Origin of the sequence: Herminiimonas fonticola (assembly GCF_040395855.1) — a bacterium.
GTDB lineage: Bacteria > Pseudomonadota > Gammaproteobacteria > Burkholderiales > Burkholderiaceae_D > Oxalicibacterium > Oxalicibacterium fonticola_A.
Map to the genome: position 1 here is coordinate 1 of NZ_JBEBPO010000032.1, position 24,018 is coordinate 24,018.

Annotated in this window: 26 protein-coding genes, 1 tRNA gene and 1 riboswitch; of the genes, 9 read left to right on the plus strand and 18 right to left on the minus strand. The window is 54.6% G+C overall.

Features of this window, described 5'->3' with window-relative positions:
* Window positions 1–5: 5 nt before the first annotated feature.
* The 10 genes from ABWP27_RS06195 to ABWP27_RS06240 all read right to left on the minus strand — a co-directional run bounded on the left by ABWP27_RS06195 (window position 6) and on the right by ABWP27_RS06240 (window position 7,998).
* Window positions 6–81: transfer RNA gene (locus tag ABWP27_RS06195), tRNA-Lys, on the minus strand.
* A 246-nt stretch (window positions 82–327) separates the two neighbouring features.
* A complete protein-coding gene (ybgF, locus tag ABWP27_RS06200; protein ID WP_353154837.1) occupies window positions 328–1,065 on the minus strand; it encodes a tol-pal system protein YbgF in 738 nt (245 codons plus the stop codon).
* Window positions 1,066–1,070: 5 nt separating this feature from the next.
* Entirely contained in the window at window positions 1,071–1,574 is a 504-nt protein-coding gene (gene pal, locus ABWP27_RS06205) for a peptidoglycan-associated lipoprotein Pal (RefSeq protein ID WP_353154840.1), read from the minus strand.
* A 54-nt stretch (window positions 1,575–1,628) separates the two neighbouring features.
* Window positions 1,629–2,900 (minus strand): Tol-Pal system beta propeller repeat protein TolB, encoded by a 1,272-nt coding sequence (gene tolB / locus ABWP27_RS06210; protein WP_353154843.1) that lies wholly within the window; start codon window positions 2,898–2,900, stop codon window positions 1,629–1,631.
* A gap of 3 nt (window positions 2,901–2,903) precedes the next feature.
* On the minus strand, window positions 2,904–3,776 hold the full coding sequence (tolA, locus tag ABWP27_RS06215) for a cell envelope integrity protein TolA (RefSeq protein WP_353154846.1): 873 nt from the start codon (window positions 3,774–3,776) through the stop codon (window positions 2,904–2,906).
* Between the two features lie 10 nt (window positions 3,777–3,786).
* Window positions 3,787–4,224: an ExbD/TolR family protein gene (locus tag ABWP27_RS06220; protein WP_353154849.1), complete on the minus strand. Its 438-nt coding sequence runs from the start codon at window positions 4,222–4,224 to the stop codon at window positions 3,787–3,789.
* Window positions 4,225–4,235: 11 nt separating this feature from the next.
* The gene (gene tolQ / locus ABWP27_RS06225) at window positions 4,236–4,922 is read right to left on the minus strand and encodes a protein TolQ (protein WP_353154852.1); all 687 of its coding nucleotides are present in this window, start codon (window positions 4,920–4,922) and stop codon (window positions 4,236–4,238) included.
* A 146-nt stretch (window positions 4,923–5,068) separates the two neighbouring features.
* Window positions 5,069–5,494 (minus strand): tol-pal system-associated acyl-CoA thioesterase, encoded by a 426-nt coding sequence (gene ybgC, locus ABWP27_RS06230; RefSeq protein ID WP_353154855.1) that lies wholly within the window; start codon window positions 5,492–5,494, stop codon window positions 5,069–5,071.
* Between the two features lie 126 nt (window positions 5,495–5,620).
* A complete protein-coding gene (locus tag ABWP27_RS06235) occupies window positions 5,621–6,373 on the minus strand; it encodes an SDR family NAD(P)-dependent oxidoreductase (RefSeq protein ID WP_353154858.1) in 753 nt (250 codons plus the stop codon).
* Between the two features lie 113 nt (window positions 6,374–6,486).
* Window positions 6,487–7,998: a leucyl aminopeptidase gene (locus ABWP27_RS06240; RefSeq protein ID WP_353154861.1), complete on the minus strand. Its 1,512-nt coding sequence runs from the start codon at window positions 7,996–7,998 to the stop codon at window positions 6,487–6,489.
* A 39-nt stretch (window positions 7,999–8,037) separates the two neighbouring features.
* On the opposite strand from ABWP27_RS06240, the gene lptF reads away from it, so the two are divergent.
* Genes lptF through ABWP27_RS06255 form a run of 3 tightly spaced genes read left to right on the plus strand, consistent with a single transcriptional unit; the run spans window position 8,038 to window position 10,690 of the window.
* A complete protein-coding gene (lptF, locus tag ABWP27_RS06245) occupies window positions 8,038–9,168 on the plus strand; it encodes an LPS export ABC transporter permease LptF (protein ID WP_353154864.1) in 1,131 nt (376 codons plus the stop codon).
* Window positions 9,165–10,313 carry an LPS export ABC transporter permease LptG gene (lptG, locus tag ABWP27_RS06250; RefSeq protein ID WP_353154867.1) on the plus strand — a complete coding sequence of 383 codons (1,149 nt, stop codon included), beginning with the start codon at window positions 9,165–9,167 and terminating at the stop codon, window positions 10,311–10,313. The genes lptF and lptG overlap by 4 nt, the downstream gene beginning before the upstream one ends.
* Window positions 10,313–10,690, plus strand: a complete 378-nt coding sequence (locus tag ABWP27_RS06255; protein ID WP_353154870.1) for a sirohydrochlorin chelatase — start codon at window positions 10,313–10,315, stop codon at window positions 10,688–10,690. The genes lptG and ABWP27_RS06255 overlap by 1 nt, the downstream gene beginning before the upstream one ends.
* Window positions 10,691–10,741: 51 nt before the next feature.
* Here ABWP27_RS06255 and cobA read toward each other — a convergent pair whose 3' ends face one another.
* Genes cobA through ABWP27_RS06290 form a run of 7 tightly spaced genes read right to left on the minus strand, consistent with a single transcriptional unit; the run spans window position 10,742 to window position 17,513 of the window.
* On the minus strand, window positions 10,742–11,473 hold the full coding sequence (cobA, locus tag ABWP27_RS06260) for a uroporphyrinogen-III C-methyltransferase (RefSeq protein WP_353154873.1): 732 nt from the start codon (window positions 11,471–11,473) through the stop codon (window positions 10,742–10,744).
* Window positions 11,474–11,482: 9 nt separating this feature from the next.
* Window positions 11,483–12,814 carry a sulfate adenylyltransferase subunit 1 gene (locus tag ABWP27_RS06265; RefSeq protein ID WP_353154876.1) on the minus strand — a complete coding sequence of 444 codons (1,332 nt, stop codon included), beginning with the start codon at window positions 12,812–12,814 and terminating at the stop codon, window positions 11,483–11,485.
* Entirely contained in the window at window positions 12,814–13,749 is a 936-nt protein-coding gene (gene cysD, locus ABWP27_RS06270; protein WP_353154878.1) for a sulfate adenylyltransferase subunit CysD, read from the minus strand. Before cysD ends, ABWP27_RS06265 begins: the two co-directional genes overlap by 1 nt.
* Window positions 13,750–13,759: 10 nt before the next feature.
* Window positions 13,760–14,488 carry a phosphoadenylyl-sulfate reductase gene (locus ABWP27_RS06275; RefSeq protein ID WP_353154881.1) on the minus strand — a complete coding sequence of 243 codons (729 nt, stop codon included), beginning with the start codon at window positions 14,486–14,488 and terminating at the stop codon, window positions 13,760–13,762.
* A complete protein-coding gene (locus ABWP27_RS06280; protein WP_353154884.1) occupies window positions 14,485–15,042 on the minus strand; it encodes a DUF934 domain-containing protein in 558 nt (185 codons plus the stop codon). Before ABWP27_RS06280 ends, ABWP27_RS06275 begins: the two co-directional genes overlap by 4 nt.
* Window positions 15,035–16,729, minus strand: a complete 1,695-nt coding sequence (locus ABWP27_RS06285) for a nitrite/sulfite reductase (RefSeq protein WP_353154887.1) — start codon at window positions 16,727–16,729, stop codon at window positions 15,035–15,037. The genes ABWP27_RS06280 and ABWP27_RS06285 overlap by 8 nt, the downstream gene beginning before the upstream one ends.
* A 10-nt stretch (window positions 16,730–16,739) precedes the next feature.
* Window positions 16,740–17,513 (minus strand): sulfite exporter TauE/SafE family protein, encoded by a 774-nt coding sequence (locus ABWP27_RS06290; protein ID WP_353154889.1) that lies wholly within the window; start codon window positions 17,511–17,513, stop codon window positions 16,740–16,742.
* Between the two features lie 149 nt (window positions 17,514–17,662).
* On the opposite strand from ABWP27_RS06290, the gene ABWP27_RS06295 reads away from it, so the two are divergent.
* From ABWP27_RS06295 to ABWP27_RS06315, 5 genes are all read left to right on the plus strand, one after another.
* Window positions 17,663–18,604 carry a CysB family HTH-type transcriptional regulator gene (locus ABWP27_RS06295; RefSeq protein ID WP_353154892.1) on the plus strand — a complete coding sequence of 314 codons (942 nt, stop codon included), beginning with the start codon at window positions 17,663–17,665 and terminating at the stop codon, window positions 18,602–18,604.
* 50 nt (window positions 18,605–18,654) lie between these two features.
* A complete protein-coding gene (locus ABWP27_RS06300) occupies window positions 18,655–19,311 on the plus strand; it encodes a class I SAM-dependent methyltransferase (protein WP_353154895.1) in 657 nt (218 codons plus the stop codon).
* A gap of 19 nt (window positions 19,312–19,330) precedes the next feature.
* The gene (locus ABWP27_RS06305; protein ID WP_353154898.1) at window positions 19,331–19,585 is read left to right on the plus strand and encodes a hypothetical protein; all 255 of its coding nucleotides are present in this window, start codon (window positions 19,331–19,333) and stop codon (window positions 19,583–19,585) included.
* 101 nt (window positions 19,586–19,686) lie between these two features.
* Complete coding sequence (locus tag ABWP27_RS06310; protein ID WP_353154901.1) at window positions 19,687–20,037, plus strand: DUF6572 domain-containing protein; 351 nt, start codon at window positions 19,687–19,689, stop codon at window positions 20,035–20,037.
* A gap of 177 nt (window positions 20,038–20,214) precedes the next feature.
* Window positions 20,215–21,192: a Bug family tripartite tricarboxylate transporter substrate binding protein gene (locus ABWP27_RS06315; RefSeq protein WP_353154904.1), complete on the plus strand. Its 978-nt coding sequence runs from the start codon at window positions 20,215–20,217 to the stop codon at window positions 21,190–21,192.
* 113 nt (window positions 21,193–21,305) lie between these two features.
* On the opposite strand, the gene xth is transcribed toward ABWP27_RS06315, so the two are convergent.
* On the minus strand, window positions 21,306–22,070 hold the full coding sequence (gene xth, locus ABWP27_RS06320) for an exodeoxyribonuclease III (RefSeq protein WP_353154907.1): 765 nt from the start codon (window positions 22,068–22,070) through the stop codon (window positions 21,306–21,308).
* A 202-nt stretch (window positions 22,071–22,272) separates the two neighbouring features.
* Window positions 22,273–22,377: riboswitch (ZMP/ZTP riboswitch) on the plus strand.
* A gap of 170 nt (window positions 22,378–22,547) precedes the next feature.
* Between xth and glyA the strand changes: the two genes are divergently transcribed.
* Window positions 22,548–23,792, plus strand: coding sequence for a serine hydroxymethyltransferase (glyA, locus tag ABWP27_RS06325; RefSeq protein WP_353154910.1), 1,245 nt, complete (start codon window positions 22,548–22,550; stop codon window positions 23,790–23,792).
* Window positions 23,793–24,018 lie beyond the last annotated feature (226 nt).

Genomic DNA, 24,018 nt, shown 5'->3' on the forward strand with positions numbered 1-24,018 from the left:
ATTCGTGGTAGGCCGTGCGGGATTCGAACCTGCGACCAACGGATTAAAAGTCCGCTGCTCTACCAGCTGAGCTAACGACCCGAAAGACAGCTATTATAGAGAACACTTATAGCCTGTGTCAATCACATCTCCACTTTTTATTCATTAGTTTATTTGTCCCGTTCTGATTGCTGTTTCAGCAGACGTGTGTACTGGCAAGGCGGATGATATTGTCTGGCCGCGCGGCCTTGCGAGACAAAAAAATCGCCCGGCCAGCGAGCGATTAGATGATCAATATTAAAAAAATGTCAGCTTTGCGATTTGTTTCCTGCTTCGCGCAGCATTGCGTTATTTAAAATTGGCCAGGCGTTCTTTGGCAGTCTGTGCTGCCGGCGTATTTGGATACTGGGCGACCAGCGACTCCAGCGCTTTTTTCGCAGCCGTACGATCTTTCAATTCCGTGTACGAGCTGGCGATATTCAGCATGGCGTCTGCAGCCTTGGGATTGGCTGGATACTTTTTCAGCAGTGCCTGTTGTGCCGCGATCGCATTTTTATAATCGCGTTGCGCGTAGTAAGCATTGCCGATCCAGTATTGCGCGGAAGGGGCATAGGCGGATTGTGGATAACGCTGGATGAAATCGGTGAAGGCTGTGCCGGATTTTTTATAATCGCCAGCCTTGAACAGAGCGAGCGCATTGTCGTACATGCGTTGCTCCGACAATTCCACCGAAGCTTCCTGGCCATCGACGGCGACGATTTGCGGTTCCAGCTTGCGCAGACGATTGTCCAGATCGACGTAGAAATCTTTCTGTCTCTGCTGCGCGTTGGCGACTTCATTCGACAAGACTTCGATCTGGCCGCGCAGACGTGCGATCTCCTGCTTCAACTGCTCGTTCTGATTTGCCAGTTCGAGTACGGCAGTGGATTCGGCCTTGCTTTGTTGTAGCGCATCGACTTTGGTGCGTACATCGAGAATGGCGCGGCGCGCTTCATCGTCGCCGAACAGCGCGGCATGCGCTGACAGCGACGCACAAGAAAATGCGGCCATCAAGGCCGCAATCAGGGTTTTTTTAATCATTGGCATTCAGATTAATAAACGATATCTGCACGGCGGTTTTCTGCCCATGCTGCTTCGTCGCTACCCAATGCTTTTGGTTTTTCCTTGCCTAGCGATACGGCTTCCATTTGCGACTCGGGAACGCCTAACAGGGACATGGATTTACGCACTGCTTCTGCACGCTTCTGACCGAGAGCCAGGTTGTATTCTGCGCCGCCGCGTTCATCGGTATTACCCTGGATGATGATTTTACGAGTCTTGTTGCTTTGCAGGTATTTGGCGTGATTTGCCACGACTTGCTGGTATTCAGGTTTGACGACGTAGCTGTCGTAGTCGAAGTACACGCTGCGCTTGGCCAATACACCTTGTGGATCGTTCAATGGATCGCTCGATGCGTTGACGGTGCCGACGGAGCGCGGATCTACTGACGAGCCTGTGCGGTCTTCGATCGGTGCCTTGTCGTCCAGTTTGGTGGACGAGCATGCTGCCAGCAGCATGGCGGTCGACAAGATAAAAACTGATGTAATGGTGCGCATTTTATTCCCCTAGGTGATAAGCGTTCGAATGTTAATTAAATCAATTGACCTGCATTATTTCATAAACGGGCCCCATGTGGGCTCACGTATGTCGCCAGCCTGAGTGGTCAGGCGCTGTTTAACCTGGCCATCCACCGAAACAACCGCCAGTGTGCCGCGGCGACCGGATTCGGTTGCGTACATCAGATATTTGCCGTTAGGCGAAAAACTGGGCGATTCGTCTTTGACGGTATCGGACAGGCGTTGTTCCTGACCGTTCGTCAAATCCAGTATAAATAATTGAAATTTTCCTTCGCGGCGCGAAATATAGGCCAAAAATTTACCGTCTGGCGAGATGCGCGGGCTGATGTTGTAGCTGCCGGAGAAGGTTACGCGGCGTGCTTCGCCGCCAGTGGAGCTCATTTTGTAGATTTGCGGTCCGCCGCTGCGGTCGCTGGTGAAGTAGATGCTTTGGCCGTCGGCCGAGAACTGCGGTTCGGTATCGATGCCGTTGGAATTGCTCAGGCGGCGCGGGCTGCTACCGTCCGCATTGACAACGTAGACCTGAGTCAAGCCGTCGCGCGACAGTGCTACTGCCAGCCGGCTGCCATCAGGTGACCAGGATGGAGCGGAATTGCTGCCCTTGAAGTTGGCTGCCACCGTACGTTTTCTGCTGACCAGATCCTGAATGTAGACGACCGGTTTTTTATTCTCAAAGGAGACGTAAGCGACCTTGGTGCCGTCCGGCGACCATGCCGGCGAAATGATCGGTTCGTTGGAACGCAAGGCGACCTGCGTGCCTTCGCCATCGGAATCGGCAATCTCCAGACGGAATTCCTTGCCGGCCTTGGTCACGTAGGCGATGCGGGTAGCAAATGCGCCGCGTATGCCGGTCAGTTTTTCAAAGATATCGTCAGCAATCTTGTGCGCGGAAACGCGAATGAACTGCGGCTGGTTGGCCAGTGCCAGCGACGATAATTGTGCCTGCTTGAGGGTATCGAACAAGCGGTATTTCACATCCAGGCGGCCGTCCGGCAGGCGCTGTACGCTGCCGACTACCAGTGCATCGGCGCCACGCGATTTCCAGTCGGCAAGATTGACTTGTGAATTTTCTGTCAACACGGTGCCGGTATCGATGACCTTGAAATAACCGCTACGCAACAGATCGGCCTTGATGATGGCGCTGACCTGATGCGGAGAGAGGGATTCATCACCAAAGGCGGCAATTGCAATCGGAATCTGGTTGGCGCCTACGCCTGCGATTTCCACCCGCAATTGCGCGTGAGCGAGACTGGTAACGAACAAGGCAAGGATCGCGAATGAGCGTAAAAAAGAAGTCTTGGTCATGGGTCACTGATCTTTCGGTTTGTGAACGACGGTCAAGCGGCCAGGGACGCTGCCGGACTGATCGGGAGGAAATGGTTGCGAGCGTTCGATCGCGCGTTTAACGGCTTCATCGAAACCGGGCAAGCCGGACGATTTGCGCAGACGTAATCCGCGTAGCGAGCCGTCGGGCAGCAGTTCGACATCGTATTCGACCTGAGGATTCCCGCTTAATTCAGGCGGCACGTTAAATACCGTGTTTGAGCGGATTTTTGCCCGGATTTTATCGGCATATGCACCGTCTGCGCGGCCGCTGCCTTGCGATTTGGCTGCCTGGCCGGTGCCGCCGCTACCGACTGCGCCGGTCAGGCGACGCATTTCTTCAGCGCGTATCTTGTCGCGCATTTCGGCATCGCGTTGATCCTGCAGGCGTTTTTTATCTGCTTCCGCTTTTTTCTGCTGTTCGGCTTTCTTGTCGGCTATCTGTTTGTCGAGTTTTTCCTGTTTTTCTTGCTCGGCCTTTTGCTTCAGCTTTTTCTCTTTTGCTTCTTCGGCCAGTTGGTCTTTGCGTTCCTGCTCTTTGCGCTTCTTTTCTTTTTCCAGCGCGATATCGACTTTGGGAGGCGGTGGTGCAATAGGTTCTGCCTTCGGCTCTTCCTTGACGACAGGCTTGGGTTCCGGTTTTGGCTGAGGAGTGGGTTCGGGTTCCGGTGGCAGCGGTGCGGCTTCCTTCGCTTGCAGATCCCAGATTTCTGCTTTCACCGCGACCGGTGTTTCGCTTTGCCAGTCTATGCCTATCCAGAAAAATACCAGTAGCGCGACGTGCACGGCTGCCGCCAGCGTGATGGCACGCCAGCGACCTGGTTCTTTCGGGACGATATACGGTGAATGTTCAGTCATAAAGCAGTGTTCACTTGGTCGCTAGCCCTACGCGGCTGATGCCAAGTTTTTTGGCTTCCGAGATGGCTTGTATCACCTCGTCGTATTTAATGTTCTTGTCTGCAGCAATCATGACGGCGATGTCGGGATTGTCGGCATATAGTGCCTTTAATTTCTGCCCGAGTTCGCCGCGCCCTATCGTTTCGCTAGCTGCTGTTGCGCCTTTTTTACCTCGCACCGAGACGGTTGCCGATGCATCAGCCTTCAATTCAATGCTGATGTATTCGGTCGGTGGCTGTGTGGATTTGGCAGCGTTTGGTAACTGGATTTCGTTGGGATTGACCATAGGCGCCGTCACCATGAAGATCACGAGCAGCACCATCATCACGTCGATATAAGGAACGACGTTGATTTCGGATTTGAATTTTCTGTTGCGTCCGCCGCGCATGCTTCCGGAAGTGAATGACATTGCTGCAGTCCTTAGCGCGTCTGGCGTTGCAGAATATTCGAGAATTCTTCCACGAAGCTTTCAAAGCGCATCGCCAGTCTGTCGATATCGTGCGAATAGCGGTTGTAGGCAACCACGGCCGGAATTGCCGCGAACAGGCCGATGGCGGTAGCGATCAGGGCTTCTGCAATCCCTGGTGCAACGGCTGCCAGCGTGGCCTGCTGGACGTTCGCCAGGCCGCGGAAGGAATTCATGATGCCCCATACGGTGCCGAACAAGCCGACGTAAGGCGAGACCGAGCCGACCGAGGCGAGGAAGGCGAGGTGCGATTCCAGGCCATCCATTTCACGCTGATAGGCTGCGCGCATGGCGCGGCGTGCGCCGTCCAGACGTACGCTGGCCTGATCATTGGATGCGCGGGATTTGTTGAATTCGCTCATGCCTGCTTCAAAGATGCGCTCCAGCGCGCCGGTCGAACCGCTGCTTTTGCGGCGATTGGAGGTGGCGTCCTGATAGAGCGCATTCAAATCGCCGCCCGACCAGAAGGCGCGTTCAAATTCTTCGGTTTGCAAGCGTGCATTCTTGATGGCAAACATCTTGCGGAAGATGTAAGTCCAGCTCATGACGGATACGGCAACCAGCAGCGCCATGACGAGCTGCACAAGGACTGAAGCGTTGGTGATGAGGTGGACGAAGGAAAGATCTTGGGTGACGGTCATGGAAGTGTGGTGTAGTCGAATTTGGTCAATTGTATGCGCAACTGGCGGAGGGCTGTACGATTTGGTTCTGCATGTACTTCATATATATGTGCTTCATGAGCAGCTTGCCGGAAACAATTTCCCTGGCGTTCTGCTGCAAGCGGACATCACGATGACTCTAATTGTTGAATAGCGAGCATGACTTCCTGCGGAATTTCACTGGGCCTGAAGCGCACAGTATCCACGCAGCCGACCTTGATGCGCCCGGTAGCCAGCAATTCCTGCTGTTCGCCGTTGATGCGCCAGGCTTGCTGCACGAATTGTACCGAAGCGCGGCCCATCTTTTCGACTACAACGGTCAATTTCAGTTCATTATCCAGTTTCGCCGGGGCGTGGTAATCGACGGCGGTACTTTTGACGACGAACATGACACCGTGGGTTTCCGTCATGATTTGCTGGTTGATGCCGGCGCTGCGCAGCCATTCGGTGCGTGCCCGCTCAAAAAACTTCAGATAGTTCGCATAGAACACGACGCCGCCGGCATCGGTATCTTCATAGTAGACGCGGATGGTCCACGTAAAATTTGACAGCATCGGTTGACCTTGAGTCGGCAACGCCGGGGCGGTGTTGCCATGATTTTTCTGCGGCTGCGACATTATCGATGATATCGATTTGGCGTGACAAGCCTGTTACCTGCCACGCCGTGCACGCTTATCCTGTCACGACGGGAGATTGCGTTTAATGAGCAAGGGGCCGAAACCCTGGCAAGTCGGCATGATTTCAATGTGGTTGATATTCACATGCGGCGGCAGGGTCGCGATCCAGTATGCGGTGTCTGCAATATCGCCCGGGCTCAGGGGCGTGGTGCCTTCATATACTTTGGCCGCGGCGGCATCGTCGCTCAGGCGTACATTGGAAAACTCCGTGCCGCCAGCCAGACCGGGCGCCAGATTGGTTGCGCGCACGCCGGTGCCAGCCAGGTCGGCACGCAGATTCAGTGTGAATTGCGCGACGAAAGCCTTGGTTGCGCCATATACATTGGCGCCGGGATAGGCATACGCGCCGGCGCTGGAGCCGATGTTGATGATGGTGCCGCGATTGCGCTTGAGCATGTCCGGCAAGACCAGACGTGTAACTGTGACCAGGCCTTTGCAATTGGTCTCTATCATGGTTTCCCACTGTTCCAGTGACGCGGTTGGTGCCGTTGCGATTCCAAGGGCGAGGCCGGCATTGTTGATCAGCACGTCGATTTCCCGCCATTCAGCAGGAAGGGAATCCAAGGCGGCGCTGATGGAATTCTTGTCGGTCACGTCCATCGCGACGGTCAAAACGGCTGCGCCCAGTTCTGCAGCGAGATCGTCCAGACGGTCTTTGCGACGTCCGGTGGCAATGACTTTGTGACCTTGTTGTGCAAATTTTCGTGCCATTTCAGCACCGAAGCCTGAGCTTGCGCCTGTGATCAAAACGATCATGGGATTTCCTTTAAAACGAAAACGAGGCAGAAGAGGGTGCTCGTATAAAAAATACTGCTGATTAAAAATGTGCGTGGCGAAATGCTTTTTCGCTCACGCACATAATCATCTGATTACCTGGCTGCCTGCGCGCGCTGGATCAGGAAGCTGGTCAGCAAAGGTACAGGACGTCCGGTCGAACCTTTGGCTGCGCCGCTTTTCCATGCGGTGCCGGCGATATCCAGATGTGCCCACGTGTATTTCTTCGTGTAGCGTTCGAGGAAGCAGGCTGCAGTAACTGCTCCGCCGGCCGGGCCGCCGATGTTCGCCATGTCGGCAAAATTCGATTTCAACTGTTCCTGATAGCTGTCCTCGATGGGCATGCGCCATGCGGTGTCGCCGGAGGCCTTGCCGGCGGCAAGCAGTTCGTTGGCCAGCGCATCGTGTGCGTCGTCGCTGCGGGTAAACAAGCCGGAATTGTGATGGCCGAGCGCCGTGATGCAGGCACCGGTCAGTGTTGCGACGTCCACTACGGCAGCCGGTTTGAAGCGCTCGACATAGGTCAGTGCATCGCACAGCACCAGCCGGCCTTCGGCGTCGGTATTCAGGACTTCAATCGTCTGGCCGGACATCGAGGTAACGATATCGCCGGGCTTGGTGGCGCTGCCGGACGGCATGTTTTCGCAGGTCGGGATAACGACGATGACGTTGAGTTTCAATTTCAGCTCGGCGATCGCACGCATGGTGCCGAGCACGGAGGCGGCACCGCCCATGTCGTACTTCATTTCATCCATGGCTGCGCCGGGTTTGAGCGAGATACCGCCCGAGTCGAAGGTGATGCCTTTGCCGACCAGCACGACAGGTGCATCCTTGGCTTTGCCGCCCAGGTGTTTGAGTACGATGAATTTCGGCGGCTCGACGCTGCCGTTGGTGACGGACAGGAAGCTGCCCATTTTCAGCGCCTGCAATTGCTTGCGATCCAGCACTTCAACCTGCAGCTTGAATTCCTTGGCCATTTTTTTGGCTGTATTGGCCAGATAGGTCGGCGTGCAGACATTGGCTGGAAGATTGCCCAGGTCCTTGGTGAGGTCTATGCCGTTGGCTTGTGCAACGGCTTGTGCAACTGCATCCCTGGCGATAGCGGCCGCAGCGGTGCTGACTGCAAAGGCGATTTTTTTCACGCCGGTAGCAGCGGGTTCTTTTTTGCTTTTCAGGCTGTCGAAGTGGTAGGCGGCATCGCGTGTGTTGAGTATGGTGCAGCGTATGCCCCATGCCGCGTCGCGTGCAGCAACTGCGTCCAGCGGCAAGGCAATGACGGCTTCACTCGCACCCAGCGAGGCAAAGGTACGTGCCACTGCCTGCACTGCGGATGAAAAATCCTTTTCGCTCACGGTGTCGTCTTTGCCCAGACCGACCAGCAGCACACGTTCGGCAGCGACGCCGCTGACGCCGCGCAATAGCAGTGTAGAACCGGCTTTGCCGGAAATGTCACCGGACTTTAACGCGGCACTGATATCGCCCTTTTGGTTCAATGCCTGCGCGGCGGCGGACAGCTTTTTATTTTCAAATACGGCGACGGCGATACAGCCCGTCTTGATACCGGCGATAGTGCTTTTTGCGTCCAATGGTTTTATGCTAAAGTCCATGCGTTACTCTCCTTGTCGATCCACGATTATAGCCTTCCAATGATTTTTCAGCGCGCGCTCCGACGCGACTTGCTCAGTACCGCTGGCGCCGTCTTCACTACCCTTTTTACTATTACGATCACGGTGATGCTGATTCGTATTCTGGGGCAGGCTGCCGGCGGCAAAGTCGCGTCTGCCGATGTGGTGGCGCTGATCGGTTTTTCTGCGCTGAATTATTTGCCCATCATCCTGAACCTGGCCGGCTTCATGTCGGTGCTGCTGGTCGTCACGCGCAGCTATCAGGATTCGGAAATGGTCGTGTGGTTTGCATCCGGCCTGAGCCTGTCGCGCTGGATTCCGCCGGTCCTGATGTTCGCGCTGCCTATCGTGGTGATGACGACGCTGCTCAGCCTGTTTCTCACGCCGTGGTCGAACCAGCAAAGCGCCATCTACAAGGAACGCTATGCAAACCGCGAGGATATTGCGCGGGTTTCGCCGGGAAAATTCCAGGAATCCTCGTCATCCGATCGCGTGTTCTTCGTTGAAGGCGTCGCCGGCGATGCAAGCAAGGTCAGGAATATTTTCGTCAGCAGTGTGCGCAACGGTAAAACCAGCGTGGTGGTAGCGAAGGAAGGCACGATAGAAATAGATCCGGCCGGCGATAAATTTCTGGTTATGCACCAGGGACGACGCTACGACGGCGTGCCGACGCAATCGGATTTTCAATTGATGGAATTCGATCGTTACGGTGTACTGGTGGCAAGCCAATCCAAGGCGCTGGTGGGCGATACTTCGGCACGCGCATTGACGACACAGGAAATTTTACGCAATCGCAATAATTTCAATGACGGCGAGCTGTTGTGGCGAGTGTCCTTGCCGTTGATGGGCGTCTTGCTGATGCTGCTGGCGATCCCGCTGGGTTTCGTCAATCCGCGCGGCGGGCGTTCGGCCAATTTGCTGATTGCATTATTCCTGTTTGTTTTTTACAGCAACATGTTGAGCTATGCGCAGGCAACCGTAGTGCAAAGTCGCGCTTCATTCATGATGGCATGGTGGCCGGTGCATCTGGTGGCGCTGTTGGTGGCGGTGATATTTTTTGCCTGGCGTTTGAATGTCAATAGTCGCTACCATCCGCTGGTAGTGTGGGCGATGATCAAGCGTGCGTATTTCACACGGCAGGTGGCAGCATGAGAATCCTGCAAAAATATTTCGCGGCTGAAATCGGCCGCTCGGTGATCTTTGTATTGATCGCATTTCTGGCGCTGTTCGGCTTTTTCGACCTGATTGCAGAGTTGAAGGCGGTAGGACACGGCGGCTACAAGATCCAGCACGCCTTGCTGTTTGTGCTGTTGTCCATGCCAGGTTATTTGTATGAGTTGATGCCGATTGCCGCCTTGATCGGAACCATCTGGACGCTGTCGCAATTTGCTGCGCGCTCCGAATTCACGATCATGCGGGCATCCAGCATGTCAACCGGCATGGCCGGCATGATGCTGATCAAGATCGGCCTGGTGTTTGCCATCGTCACTTTTGTGTTCGGCGAATTTCTGGTGCCTGTCTCCTCGCATATGGCAGAGAGGATCAGAACCCTGAACCAGGGTGGTTCGCTGTCGCAAGAGTTTCGTTCCGGCCTGTGGACCAAGGATGTGATCCGCTCGAACGGCAAGGATGGTGAAGCCATAGGTTCACGGTTTTTGAATGTGCGGACGGTCCAGCCTGATGGCCAGTTGACTGACCTGAAAATTTACGAATTCAATCGCAACTTCCATCTGACAGCCTTGATTACGGCGGCCAAGGCCGATTACCAGGGCGACAATATCTGGCTGCTGTCGAACGGTTCGGAGGCGGAGTTTGGTGAAACGGAATTAATGGGGGCGGCCGTGGCGACCGATATTACCACCGCGATTTCGACCAAGACGTTTGCCAGCAAGCCGCTGATATCCGAAGTGACGCCGGAGATACTTTCTGTCGGGTTCTCCGATCCGTCACAAATGTCGGCCTACGATCTGGTGAATTACACGCAATATCTGGCGGAAAACAATCGCGAAACGGTGCGCTACGAAATCGCCTTATGGAAAAAAATCGTGTACCCGTTTGCGGTATTCGTGATGATGGCGCTTGCCTTGCCGTTTGCTTACCTGCATTTCCGTTCCGGTGGTGTCAGTCTGAAAATTTTTACCGGCATCATGATCGGTGTCAGCTTTCAGCTGATTAACAGTCTCTTCTCGCACCTGGGCTTGCTCAATACCTGGCCGCCGTTTGCCACGGCAATTCTGCCCAGTCTGTTGTTCCTGCTGGCTGCAATCGGCGCCTTGTTATGGGTTGAGAGGCATTGATGAGTCAGACGCGTCGCGCCCTGGTGCTGTTTGCGCATGGTGCGCGCGATCCGCGCTGGGCCGAACCCTTTCAGCGTTTGCAGTCGGCGGTGCAGATGCAGTCGCCTGAACTGAGCGTCTCGCTGGCGTTTCTCGAATTGATGTCGCCGCGCTTGCCGGAGCTGGTGCCGACTTTGGTCGCCGATGGCATAGGCGACATCACGATAGTGCCGGTATTTCTTGGGCAGGGTGGTCATGTTCGGCACGATTTGCCGTTGTTGATAGATGAATTGAAAGTGCAATATCCGGATGTGTCGTTCCGGATCGCCGATGCGGTCGGCGAGGACGAGCAGGTATTGCTGGCGATGGCGAAATATTGTCTGGGTACGCTGGAGTAATTGCGCGTTTGAATGTGGCGACAGCAGCTCGACTGCTGTTCCACTTATGTACTACTTTTTTGAAGTGCTGCGTTCAGCCAGCGCTTCTCCTATCATCACCAGCACTGGCCCCTGACATTCTCCCAATCCCTGTTCCAGCTCGCGCAATCTGATGCGCATGATGCGCTGATTTTCCAGACTGCAGTTTTCCACCACGACCACTGGCAGGTCTGGTGAACGTCCCTGTTCCAGCAGTTTTTGCGCAGTGATGATCGCTTCGCGACCGCCCATGTATTGAATCAGCGTATCGCAATCCGGCAGCGTCAATAGATCGGGTTGATTCGGTGCGGTGCTGGAAGTGAAGAAGGCAATGCTGCGCGCAATGCCGCGTTTGGTCAGCGGCTGCTGTGTGGCAGCAGCGGCAGCGAATGCAGTGGTGATGCCGGGTACGATTTCGACGGCAATGCCGTGCGTTTCCAGCGCGTGCAATTCTTCATCGGCGCGCCCGAACAGCATCGGGTCGCCACCTTTCAGGCGTACGATCAATTTGTATTTTTTTGCACATGCAATCAGCAACTGATTGATTGCGATCTGCGCGGTGGACCGCTGACCGCTGCGTTTGCCAACGGATATTTTTTCAGCCTGCGGACACAGCGTCAGCATCTCGGGTGTGACCAGTGCATCGTGCAGCACCACGTCGGCTTGCGCCAGTATGCGCGCGCCGCGTACGGTAATCAGATCGATGGCACCGGGGCCGGCGCCGATCAGATAGACTTTCCCGTACGCTTTTTTCTCTTGCGACATGCAGCTATCTTATGCGAGGCGAATCATGCCGGCAGCCACTGTCTGATGCGTGACTTCATCGATCAGGATGAAGGCGCCGGTCGAACGGATGGCATCGTAGGCATCGGCCGCCAATGGCTGCTGGACATTGATCGTCACGCTGGCGATGCCATTGAGTTTGACTTCGTCGGCAGGACGTTTTTCCTGCGTGTTGATGTCGAGCAGCGATTCGATTTTCGTTACACGCGCACCTACTTGTCGCGTGGTGTGCTTGAGCCAGTATTTGCGACGCAGGTCCAGTGGTTCTTCCGACAGCCAGCACAGATCGGCATTCACGGTTTTCAGCAATTCAGCCGGGCGGCTTGCAGCAGACAGCATATCGCCGCGTGAAATGTCTACATGCTCTTCCAGCAGCAGCGTGACCGATTGGCCGACTACCGCCTGTTCGATCGAGCCGTCAAAGGTTTGTATGTCCTTGACGGTGGCGGTCTGGCCGCTAGGCTGTATTACCAGCTTGTCGCCTTTGCGTACTTTGCCTGCTTCTATGCGTCCCATGTAGCCGCGGAAATCATCGGCTTCGTGGCCGTTGTGGCGCGCCACCAGTTGTACCGGGAAACGGAAGGGTTCGTCATGCGATTCGTCGTAGACGCTCAGCGATTCCAGCAATTCAATCAGCGTAGGGCCCTGGTACCAGCCCAGCTTGTCGCCGCGCGTCACCACATTGTCGCCAGCCAGTGCGGAGAGTGGAATCGGGTGGATATCTTTCAAGCCCAGTGTTTTCGCGAATTCCGAGTATGCGGCAACGATACGGTCATAGACTTTCTGATCGTAGTTGACCAGATCCATCTTGTTGACCGCAACAATCACGTGTTCGATCTGCAGCAGATGGGCAATGGTCGAATGGCGTTTGGTCTGGATCAGCAATTCCACGCTGCCATCGTCGCCCAATTTCACTTTGGATACGTCGATCAGAATGATGACTGCATCCGCAGTGGAAGCGCCCGTCACCATGTTGCGTGTGTACTGTTCATGGCCCGGTGTATCGGCAATGATGAACTTGCGTTTCGGCGTGGCGAAGTAGCGATAGGCGACGTCGATCGTGATGCCTTGTTCGCGCTCGGCTTCCAGACCGTCGGTCAGTAAGGAAAGATCGATGGTGTCGCCGACTGTGCGTTTATGCTTGGCGCGCGACATCGCATCGAGCTGGTCGGCGAAGATGCCCTTGCTGTCGAACAGCAGGCGGCCGATCAGCGTGCTCTTGCCGTCATCGACGGAGCCGGCGGTAATGAAACGCAGCAAGCCGCGTTCGGCCGCGTTGCCGCCAGTGCGGGAGATAGCTTGTTCTGCAACGACTGCGTTCATCAGAAATATCCTTCTTTTTTACGTTTTTCCATCGACGCTTCAGACGTTTGATCGTCCATGCGGGTAGCGCCGCGTTCGGTAATTTGGGTAATGGCGGTTTCCGCAATGATGGCGTCGACCGTATCTGCATCGGATGAAACCGGGCAGGTGCACGAAATGTCGCCAACGGTGCGGAAGCGCACGGTTTGCGTTTCAATCGTTTCGCCTTCTTTCGCCGGCGTCAGATTGGTCAATGGCACCAACAGGCCGTTGCGCGGAATGACCTGGCGCTGGTGCGCGAAATAGATCGACGGCAATTCCAGTTTTTCGCGAGCGATGTATTGCCAGACGTCGAGTTCGGTCCAGTTCGAGATCGGGAACACGCGCATGTTTTCGCCCGGATGGACGCGGGTGTTGTACAAGTCCCAGAGTTCCGGACGCTGTGCTTTCGGATTCCATTGGCCGAAGTCGTCGCGGAAGGAAAAGATGCGTTCCTTGGCGCGCGCTTTTTCTTCATCACGGCGGGCGCCGCCTATGCAGGCATCGAATTTATGTTCGGCGATGGTTTCCAGCAAGGTCACCGCTTGTGCAGCATTGCGCGAATCGGTGAGTGGATTGCGCAAACGCACGGTGCCGCGCTTGATCGAATCTTCGACGGAGCCGACGATCAGGCGTTCGCCGAGTTCGGCCACGCGCTTGTCGCGGAACTGAATCACTTCGTCAAAGTTGTGGCCGGTGTCGATGTGCACCAGCGGGAAGGGGAATTTACCCGGGCGGAAGGCTTTTTCCGCCAGACGCAACATGACGACGGAATCCTTGCCGCCGGAAAACAGCAGCGCAGGATTACTGCACTCGGCTGCGACTTCGCGCATGATATGGATCGCTTCGGACTCCAGCCAATCGAGGTGCTTGCTGCTGGCGGCGTCGAGGAAAAGCTTGTCAACTGCTGTGTTCATCTTGTGGTTCTCACGCTGTAGTAGATACGGGTTTGATTCTGATCAGTTTGCCGTCAACGACGTGCAAGCCGCATTCCTTGGATTCCGGGTTTTCCCACCACCAGCGACCTGCGCGTACATCTTCGCCGGGTTGTATGGCGCGGGTGCATGGTTCGCAGCCGATGGATGGAAATCCTCTATCGTGCAATACGTTGTACGGCACGTTGTTGCTGCGGATGTAATGCCAGACGTCTTCTTCCGACCAGTCCGCGAGCGGATTGAACTTCACCATGTCGTGTGCCTCGTCCTGTTCCTGCACATGCAGTTCGGCGCGCGTACTTGATTGCGCACGGCGCTGGCCGGTTACCCATGCACGCTTGCCTTGCAAGGCGCGATTCAAAGGCTCGACCTTGCGAATGCGGCAGCATTCCTTGCGCATGTCCACGCTTTCATAAAACGCGTTCAAACCGTTTTGTTTGACGTAGGCTTCCACCGCTTCCGGCTGCGGGCGATACAACTCGACGTCGTAACCGTAGGTTTCCTTGATGCGATCGAGTACGGCCAAAGTCTCTGCATGCAGGCGGCCGGTTTCCAGTGTGAAAATCGTGATCGGCAGCTTGCTGCGCAGGATCATGTCGGTCAGCACCTGATCTTCAGCAGCCAGGCTGGAAGCGAACACGGCAGGCGCAAACTGATCCGCCACGCGTTGCAGCGTTTCTTTGGTGGCCGCAACCAGCGCGGCGAAATCGGTTTCGTTCATTTTGATGCAACTGCCTGACGGTCAACGCGGCGGAACAAAGGTGTTTTTTTATCCCACGACTGTTGATAACTTTCGGAAAAATCGCTCAAGCCTTTCAGCGCATCGTGGACGTCGCGATCTGCACGGATGGCAAACGAGTTGAAGCCGACGCGCTGCATGTAAAACAACTGGTCGCGCAGCACATCGCCGACCGCACGCAGTTCGCCCTTGTAGTCGTAACGCATGCGCAGATTGTAGGCAATCGAATAGCCGCGGCCATCTGCAAATTTCGGGAAATCAATTGCGATCATCGAAAATCTTGCAGCGTCGTCTTTCAATGCTTCCGGACGTTCGTCGCTGGCGAGCCAGACGCCGATATCGTCGCGTGATTCCAGTTGCGCGCGTTGTACCTGCCATACGGCGAGCGGCACGATGACCTTGCCGGCGGGAACCACAACGGCTTCCGGTTTTTCGGTCACTTGCTCTTCCGTGCCTGCCACGATTTCTGTTTTCAGGCGCAGCAATGTCCAGTCGTCTTCACCGACCACGACTCTGTCCTTGATGATGTTAAGCATATGCATCTTCTCCTGTAGCTTGCACAACCTTGATCGGAGTGGCGTACACATGTTCCTTGAACGGTGCGATACCTATGCGACGGGCGGTGTCGATGAAGCGCTCATCTTCGATGCGGTCGCGTACATAAACCTGCAACAGGCGTTCGATCACGGTCGGCATTTGATATGCCGAGAACGATGGGCCGATGATCTTGCCGATCGAGCTTTCGTTGCCTTGCGCGCCGCCTATCGATACCTGATACCACTCGGCACCGTCCTTATCGACACCGAGGATGCCGATATTGCCGACGTGATGATGGCCGCAGGCGTTGATACAACCGGATATATTCAACTCGATATCGCCGATGTCATGCTGGAAATCCAGATTGTCGAAACGTTCGGCAATCGCTTCTGCGATCGGTATCGATTTGGCATTTGCCAGCGAGCAGAAATCGCCACCAGGGCAGCAGATCATGTCGGTCAGCAAGCCGATATTCGGCGTTGCCAGACCGTGCGATTTTGCCGCTTCCCATACGGCGAACAGATCGGTGATCCGGACGTCAGCCAGTACTACATTCTGCTCATGCGTGACACGCAATTCGCCGAAGCTGTAGCGGTCGGCCAACTCGGCCATGAAGTCCAGTTGCTCTGCCGTTGCATCGCCAGGCGGCACACCGGTTTTCTTCAACGACAGGACGACGGCTGCATAGCCGGGAACCTTGTGCTGTTTGACATTGCGGTTCAGCCAGTTTTTGAAAGCCTTGTTTTCCGCCTTGTTTTTCTCGAATTCTGCATCGGTTGCCGGCAATGTTGCATACGCAGGCATCGTGAAAAATGCCGCCACGCGATTCAATTCTTCCTCAGTCAGGGTGCCGGGACCGTCCTTGATGTCCAGCCATTCCTGTTCGACCTGGCGACGATATTCGTCGATGCCGATGGCTTTCACCAGAATCTTGATGCGCGCCTTGTAAATGTTGTCGCGGCGACCGTACTGGTTGTAGACGCGCAGTATGGCTTCGAGATAAGTCATGATGTGCTGCCACGGCAGGAATTCGCAAATGACGCTGCCGATGATAGGGGTGCGACCCATGCCGCCACCGACCAGCACGCGGAAGCCGATTTCGCCCTGTTCGTTCTTGATGACGTGCAGGCCGATGTCATGTATTGCGGTTGCAACGCGATCTTCGACGGCGCCGTTGATGCCGATCTTGAACTTGCGCGGCAGGTAGGCGAATTCCGGATGGAAGGTGCTCCATTCGCGGATGATTTCTGCATACGGCCGCGGATCGACGATTTCGTCGGCGGCAACGCCAGCCAGTTCGTCCGAGGTGGTATTGCGGATGCAGTTGCCCGAAGTCTGGATTGCATGCATTTCGACCGAAGCGAGTTCGGTCAGAATGTCCGGTGTTTGTTCCAGGTTGATCCAGTTGAACTGCAGATTCTGGCGCGTGGTGAAGTGACCGTAGCCGCGGTCGTACTTGCGGGCGATATGGCCGAACATGCGCATCTGCGCCGACGACAGCAGACCGTACGGTACGGCGATGCGCAGCATGTAGGCGTGGCGCTGCATATAGAGGCCGTTCTGCAGACGCAGAATGCGGAATTCATCTTCTGCCAATTCGTCCGACAGGCGACGGCGCACCTGATCGCGATATTGCGCGATGCGTTCCTTGACGATTTGATGGTCGTATTGGTCGTAGCGATACATCTTGTATTCCTCAGTAAACTAACTTCACGGCGACGGTTGTCAGCACACTGGCCAGCAACACGCGCAGCACTTTTTCCGGTATGGCTCGCGACACCAGCGATCCCAGCGTAATACCGGGCACGGAGCCCAGCAGCAGCATGGCAAGCAGTTCCCAATTGATCGATCCGAGCCACCAGTGGCCGAGGGCCGCGATGGCGGTCAAGGGCACTGCGTAGGCGATATCGGTACCGGCAATTTCTGCCGGCGTCAGGCGTGGATAAAGCAAAACCAGTATGGTGGCGCCGATAGCACCGGCACCAATAGACGAGATTGTAACCAATGTACCGAGAATTGCACCGGAAACAATTGTCGCTGCGACCAGTTTTCCACCTTGAATTTGCCGGCCCGGATGTGCGTTCATCCAGCGCTGCATGCGTGTCCTGAAGATCAGCGCGATCACGGTCAACATGACCGAACCGGCGATCGAATAGCGGATGATCTGGCCGATTTCCTGATCCAGGCCGCCGAAGTATTTCAGCGCCAGCGTGGTCAAGACTGCAGCCGGCAGGGCGCCCAGGCACAGATATTTGACGATATTCCAGTGCACATTGCCGCGATAACGGTGGGCAAAGGTGCCCGCGACCTTGGTGGCGGAGGCAAATGCGAGGTCGGTACCGACCGCCACTGTTGGCGAGACGCCGAACAGCAGTGTCAGCAAAGGCGTCATCAGGGAGCCGCCGCCGACGCCGGTCAAACCGACCAGCAAACCGACAGCAAAACCTGAAACGATATAAGAAACAGACATAAGACCTCGCGCAAAGTAGGGCAAATAGTAATAAACTTGAGCCTTATTCCAAACGACTTAGTAATTATTTGCTTATATGTGTTTTTGATATAAGCAATGGTGAAAAATGGCTGAAATGCTTTTCAGCCGAAAAAACATGAGGGGAAGGCATGAATCTCCACCAACTTCGCTTTGTGCGCGAAGCCGTTCGGCAAAATTTCAATTTGACGGAAGCGGCCAAGGCGCTGTTTACTTCGCAGCCAGGTGTGTCCAAGGCCATCATTGAGCTGGAGGAAGAGCTGGGCGTGGATATCTTTTCGCGCCATGGCAAGCGGATACGCGGCCTGACCGAGCCTGGAAGAGCAGTGCTGAAGTCGGTCGAAGTGATCATGCAAGAGATAGAAGGACTCAAACGCATAGGCAATGAGTTCGCGGCGCACGATAGCGGCAGCTTCACGATAGCGACCACGCATACGCAGGCGCGCTATTCGCTGCCCAAGGTAGTACAGGCATTCACGCAGAAATTCCCCAAAGTGCGCTTGTCCTTATTGCAAGGAAATCCGAAGCAGATTGCTGAAATGGTCTTGATGGATCAGGCGGATCTGGCGATTGCGACCGAGGCGATTGCCAATATGGACGGTTTGATTTCCCTGCCTTGTTATCAGTGGGAGCATCAGGTGGTGGTGCCGCTCGATCATCCGCTGCTGAAATCGAAATCGGTTACGCTGGAAGAATTGGCAAGTTATCCGATCATTACCTACGATAGTGCATTTGCCGGGCGCAACAAGATTGATCATGCATTCAATCTGCGCAATCTGAAGCCGGATATTCTGCTGGAAGCCATCGATGCCGACGTCATCAAGACCTATGTCGAGCTGGGCATGGGCATCGGCATTATTGCCGGCATGGCCTTCGATGCCGAACGCGACAAGAATCTGCGGGCGATCCCGGCCGGTCATTTGTTCGGCACCAATGTGTCGCGCGTGGCGCTGAAGCAGGGCGCTTATTTGCGCAGCTATGTATTTACCTTCATCGAGTTGTTGACGCCTACGCTCAACCGCAAGTTGGTGGAGCAGGTATTGAGCGGCGACAAGGATATGTATGAGCTGTGACAACAAGGCACAGATGAAAACAAACGATTTAATCAGGAAGTAAAAGAAACATGATCAAACCGGTTAATACCGATATGGCTGCGTATTACGCGCAGCGCAATAATTTCGATGAAGAAGATGTCGAAAATCCCGATGGCATGGATGCGCTGGACGACATCATGGAAAATCTGCGCGATCAATTGACGGATCAGCACGTGCTGGAACTGGCATGCGGCGACGGTTACTGGACCGACGAGCTGGCCGAATACGCAGCGTCGGTGCTGGCGACCGATATCAATCCGTCATTGCTGGAGCAGGCCAAAACCAGGGAATTGCCGGAAGACGTTGTACGGTTTGCGGTCGCCGATGCACTCGATCCGCAAGTGGAAGGCGAGTTCACCGCCTGCTTCGCCGGGTTCTGGTGGTCGCATGTCAAACGTCAGGATCAGGTGGAAGTGATAGCGCGTCTGCGCAAGATCATCGGCAAGGATGGCCTGCTGGTGCTGGTAGATAACTCGCAAGTCGATACCGAAAAAACCGTCATTGCGCGTACTGATCTGGAAGGTAACACTTATCAGATTCATACCCTCCCGAATGGTGAGCGCTACGAAATTATTAAAAATTACTATACCAGCAGCACCTTGCGCAAACGCCTGGGGCCATTGTTGAAGGACATGCGCATCCATTATTTTGAGCATTACTGGATGCTGACCGCGCGTCTGCGCTAAGCACGACAGGAGTGAAGACATGAGATCAACCCGGGCTACCGCCGCCGTCGAGCGGCTCAAGGAACGCAGCGGCAATGAGGGCTACGCCATGGTGCGCAATGCCGATGAATCGTTTTATCTGGTCGATCATTCCGGCGCTGCGCCGGTGAAGCTGTGTGAACGCATGCCGCTGGATGAATTCGTAGCCTTCGTTAAAGCCTATGGTCCGCAAACGCCGAGACGTCAGACCAAATCCGATATCGCTTTTGAAAAGCAGCTGGTTAAAAAGAGCTGATTGCCAACGACGCTGCGATCCAAGCTGTGACGTAGCACTGAGCGCGGGCTGAAAGTAATGGCAACGCAATTACCTTATTTAAGTACGAGTAAATTCAAATCATGAGAGACGAACGCCTCAAGCTCATCGACAGCATTGTTATCGACAGTGATTTCGGGATATGCACATTGAACATCGTTGATCCTTTGTCGTGGACGGAAGATGAAAATCATCTCGCCGACCTGCAGGCAAAGATCAATAATAGTTTGCAATATGTCGAGAGCAGTGAGATTTATATCGATTATCCCGTGTCGCGCGGATTGGATATGGTTATACATATCCAATTCATCTATGCGCCGAACGAGGAAGCAAACCGGTTTCTGGAAGAGGCGCAAAACGTGCTGGGCGATGCCGGTTATGAATTAAGTTTCGGCCCATTGGGTAGCGATTACGCGAGTGAAGCAGACGAATAAATTGCTCGTGTAAGTAATTGGTAAGTATTCGGTAAGTATCATCCGGCAAGATGCGGTATTCTTCTTTTTCTGAGGCGTAACATCCGTCGCCTTACCCTTCGCACATCGGCTTGTGTTGCTTGTTGTTTAAGCTTTATCACAAGTTGGTGCGTGATTACTTTTTATAAGGATAGCACCATGAGACAAGTATCTCGCGTCAGCAAAGTACTCTTTTGCGCGATTGCAGCAGCCAGTTTTTCAGTGAGTGCGTTTGCACAAAACTGGCCTAACTCGACGGTTACCGTCGTCGTGCCATGGCCTCCAGGCGGCCCATCCGATATCGCGGCCCGTCCTATTGCCAAACGCCTGACTGAAGATTTGGGTCAGCCTTTCGTCATCGATAATCGTGGTGGCGGCGGCGGCAACATCGGTAGCGCAGCAGTGGCGCGTGCTCCGGCCGACGGCAATACCTTGCTGATCACCTCCAGCGCACCGATCGTGATCAATCCTAGCCTGTACAAAAAAATGGCCTTCGATCCTAGCAAGGATCTGGTGCCTATTACGAATCTGTTGCGCGTGCCGCTGGTGCTGGTTGCCCATCCATCGGTTCCTGCCAACAACTTGAAAGAGTTGATCGCCTACATCAAGACTCAGCCAACGTTTTCCTACGCATCGGCTGGATCAGGTACGCCACAGCACATGACGGGTGAACTGTTTAAAAGCGTAACCAAGCTGGATATCACCCACGTACCTTACAAAGGTTCGGCGCCGGCGATTTCCGATCTGCTTGGTGGTCACGTGCCTATCATGTTCGACAGCATGATCGCGATCATGCCGCATATTAAAAGCGGCAAGGTCAAAGTGATCGCAGTCTCTGGCGCAAAACGTTCGCCATTGATTCCGGACGTGCCAACCTTTACCGAATCAGGTTTGCCGGCTGTGGTTTCCTACGCCTGGTACGGTTTCTTCGCGCCAGCCGGCACACCGAAACCATTGGTTGCCAAGATCAATGCCGAAACGCTGAAAATCATGAAAGAACCAGCATTCCAGAAAATTCTGGCAGACACCGGTTCGGATTATGTCGGCGACACACCTGAAAATTTCGCTAAATTCGTGAAAGAAGAATCAGTGAAATGGGCGAAAGTCGTGAAGGAAAGCGGCGCGACCGTAGACTGATCTTGCGCATTCACGTGCTGCCTGACGGCAGCGCGTAACTGTGTAAACTGAAATGCCCCGCGTAGCGGGGCATTTTGCATTCCGGACGGCGACTTCGATTTGCCGTGGCAGGTTTAATCCAGGGTGGCAATCACCGGCGTGTGGTCGGAAGGCTGCTCCCACTTGCGCGGTACCTTGTCGATCATGCAGGCACTGCAGCGTGCGGCCAGCGGTCCTGTCAGCAGAATGTGATCGATACGCAGGCCGCGGTTCAGGCGGAATCCCATTTGCCGGTAATCCCACCAGCTGTACATTTTTTCCGGCTGCTCAAACATGCGGAAGGCATCGGTAAACCCCATTTCCTGCAGTCGCACAAAGGCGGCACGTTCCGGCTCGGATACCAATACCTGTCCCACCCACGCGGCCGGATCGTGCACGTCGCGATCTTCCGGTGCGATGTTGTAGTCGCCCAGCAAGGCCAGATGAGGATGTTGCTGCTGTTCTTGCGTCAGCCACTGATGCAGACCCTTGAGCCAGTTCAGCTTGTAGATGTACTTGTCGGAATCAAGCGATTGTCCATTGGGGATATAGGCGCAGATAATTCTTACGCCTTCTATCGTGCCGGCGATGAGACGTTGCTGTTCATCTGCGTAAAGCGGATTATTTTTGACGACGTCCGTGATCGGATGGCGCGACAGGATGGCAACACCGTTGTAGGTTTTTTGCCCGCTGAATGCGACTTGATAACCGGCAGCTTCAATTTCCGCTACCGGAAATTTCTCGTCTACGGTTTTGGTTTCCTGCAGGCAAAGTACATCGACCGGATTATCAGTCAGCCATTGCAGCACTTGCGGCAGGCGAACCTTGAGAGAGTTGACGTTCCAGGTAGCTATTTTCATGTGCGGTCCGGTTGTTGTGTATGTGAAGTGCGGGGGCAATTCTTGGTTGCCTTGACGGTGTTGATTCGCCTGCGCTTTGGATGCGGAATTGTATCAGTCAGCTTGCGATCGTCGCTTGGTCTGGACTTGTCATTTTTTCATCTGCGTAAAATGGCCTGCTGCTTGCTCAAAACAGGTGCTTGTCGTAAAATTCGTGCACCATTTCGTCTCACGTAACTGGCGAATCCGACCGATCACACCGTGTCGTAAGGTGGGCCTATCCACCGTGAAGCGTGAGATTTTATTGCCGTGCGCCTGGGTAGCCCGAGTGGAATGCAAGACCGAGGCTGCCTGTACGTTTTATTTCGGCCTTCATTCGATCCCGGGTTTGTTGCTTTGTTTTGCATGTTGCTGCAGTTCGATACTCGATTCTGCACGTGATGTGCCGTGATGCATGCATTAGGCTTCTTGCCCATTTTTGAACGATTGGAGTGATTCATGTTTTCAAAAGACCAGACCCTCGCAAAAACAGATACCGAACTGTGGTCGGCGATCCAGCAGGAAAATACGCGTCAGCAGGATCATATCGAGCTGATCGCATCCGAGAATTACACCTCGCCTGCCGTGATGGAAGCACAAGGTTCGCAACTGACGAATAAATATGCCGAAGGTTATCCTGGCAAGCGTTACTACGGCGGCTGTGAGTACGTCGATATTGTTGAGCAACTGGCGATCGATCGCGTCAAGAAATTGTTCGGCGCAGAAGCGGCCAACGTACAACCGAATTCCGGCTCCCAAGCCAATCAGGGCGTGTTCTTCGCCGTCCTCAAACCGGGCGACACCATCATGGGCATGTCGCTGGCAGAAGGCGGTCACCTGACGCACGGCATGGCATTGAATATGTCGGGCAAATGGTTCAACGTCGTTTCCTACGGTTTGAACGACAAGGAAGAAATCGATTACGAACAGATGGAACGTCTGGCGCGTGAACACAAACCGAAAATGATCATTGCCGGCGCATCGGCTTATGCACTGCGTATCGACTTTGAACGTTTCGCGAAAATCGCCAAGGAAATCGGCGCCTACTTCATGGTCGACATGGCGCATTACGCCGGCCTGATCGCGGCAGGTGAATACCCGAATCCGGTGCCGTTTGCCGACTTCGTCACATCAACCACGCACAAATCCCTGCGCGGTCCACGCGGCGGCTTCATCCTGATGAAAGCCGAACACGAAAAAATCATCAACTCGGCTATCTTCCCGGGTATTCAAGGCGGCCCATTGATGCATGTGATCGCCGGCAAGGCAGTCGCATTCAAGGAAGCGCTGGCGCCAGAGTTCAAGACGTATCAGCAACAAGTCGTCAAGAATGCAGACGCCCTGGCCAAGGCCTTGATTGCACGCGGCTTGCGTATCGTTTCCAACCGTACCGAATCGCACGTGATGCTGGTTGATTTGCGCGCCAAGAAAATCACCGGTAAGGATGCAGAAGCCTTGCTCGGTTCTGCACACATCACGACCAACAAGAACGGTATTCCCAACGATCCGGAAAAACCGTTTGTTGCTTCCGGCATTCGTCTCGGCAGCCCTGCGATGACGACGCGTGGCTTCAAGGAAGCAGAAGCGACCAAGGTCGGTAATCTGATCGCCGACGTGCTGGATAATCCGAATGACGCAGCGACTATCGAACGCGTGAAAGCCGAAGTCAAGAAATTGACCGATGCCTTCCCGGTTTATGGCTGATTGTCGGCTGATGGATTGTTGATTTAAAGTAGTTCATGGAAGCAAGGCGGTTTTCCGTATGAATGGAAAATCGCAGCAAGATGGCCTTGTCGCGGTTACATACCCGATGAGGCCATTTTGGGATGTTGGGTAGCAGTATGGTATTTGCAGTCGTATTATTGAGCCGGCGAACACAGCCGGAATAACGCTCCATAAGGCCGCGCACCGCAATGAAATGTCCTTTTTG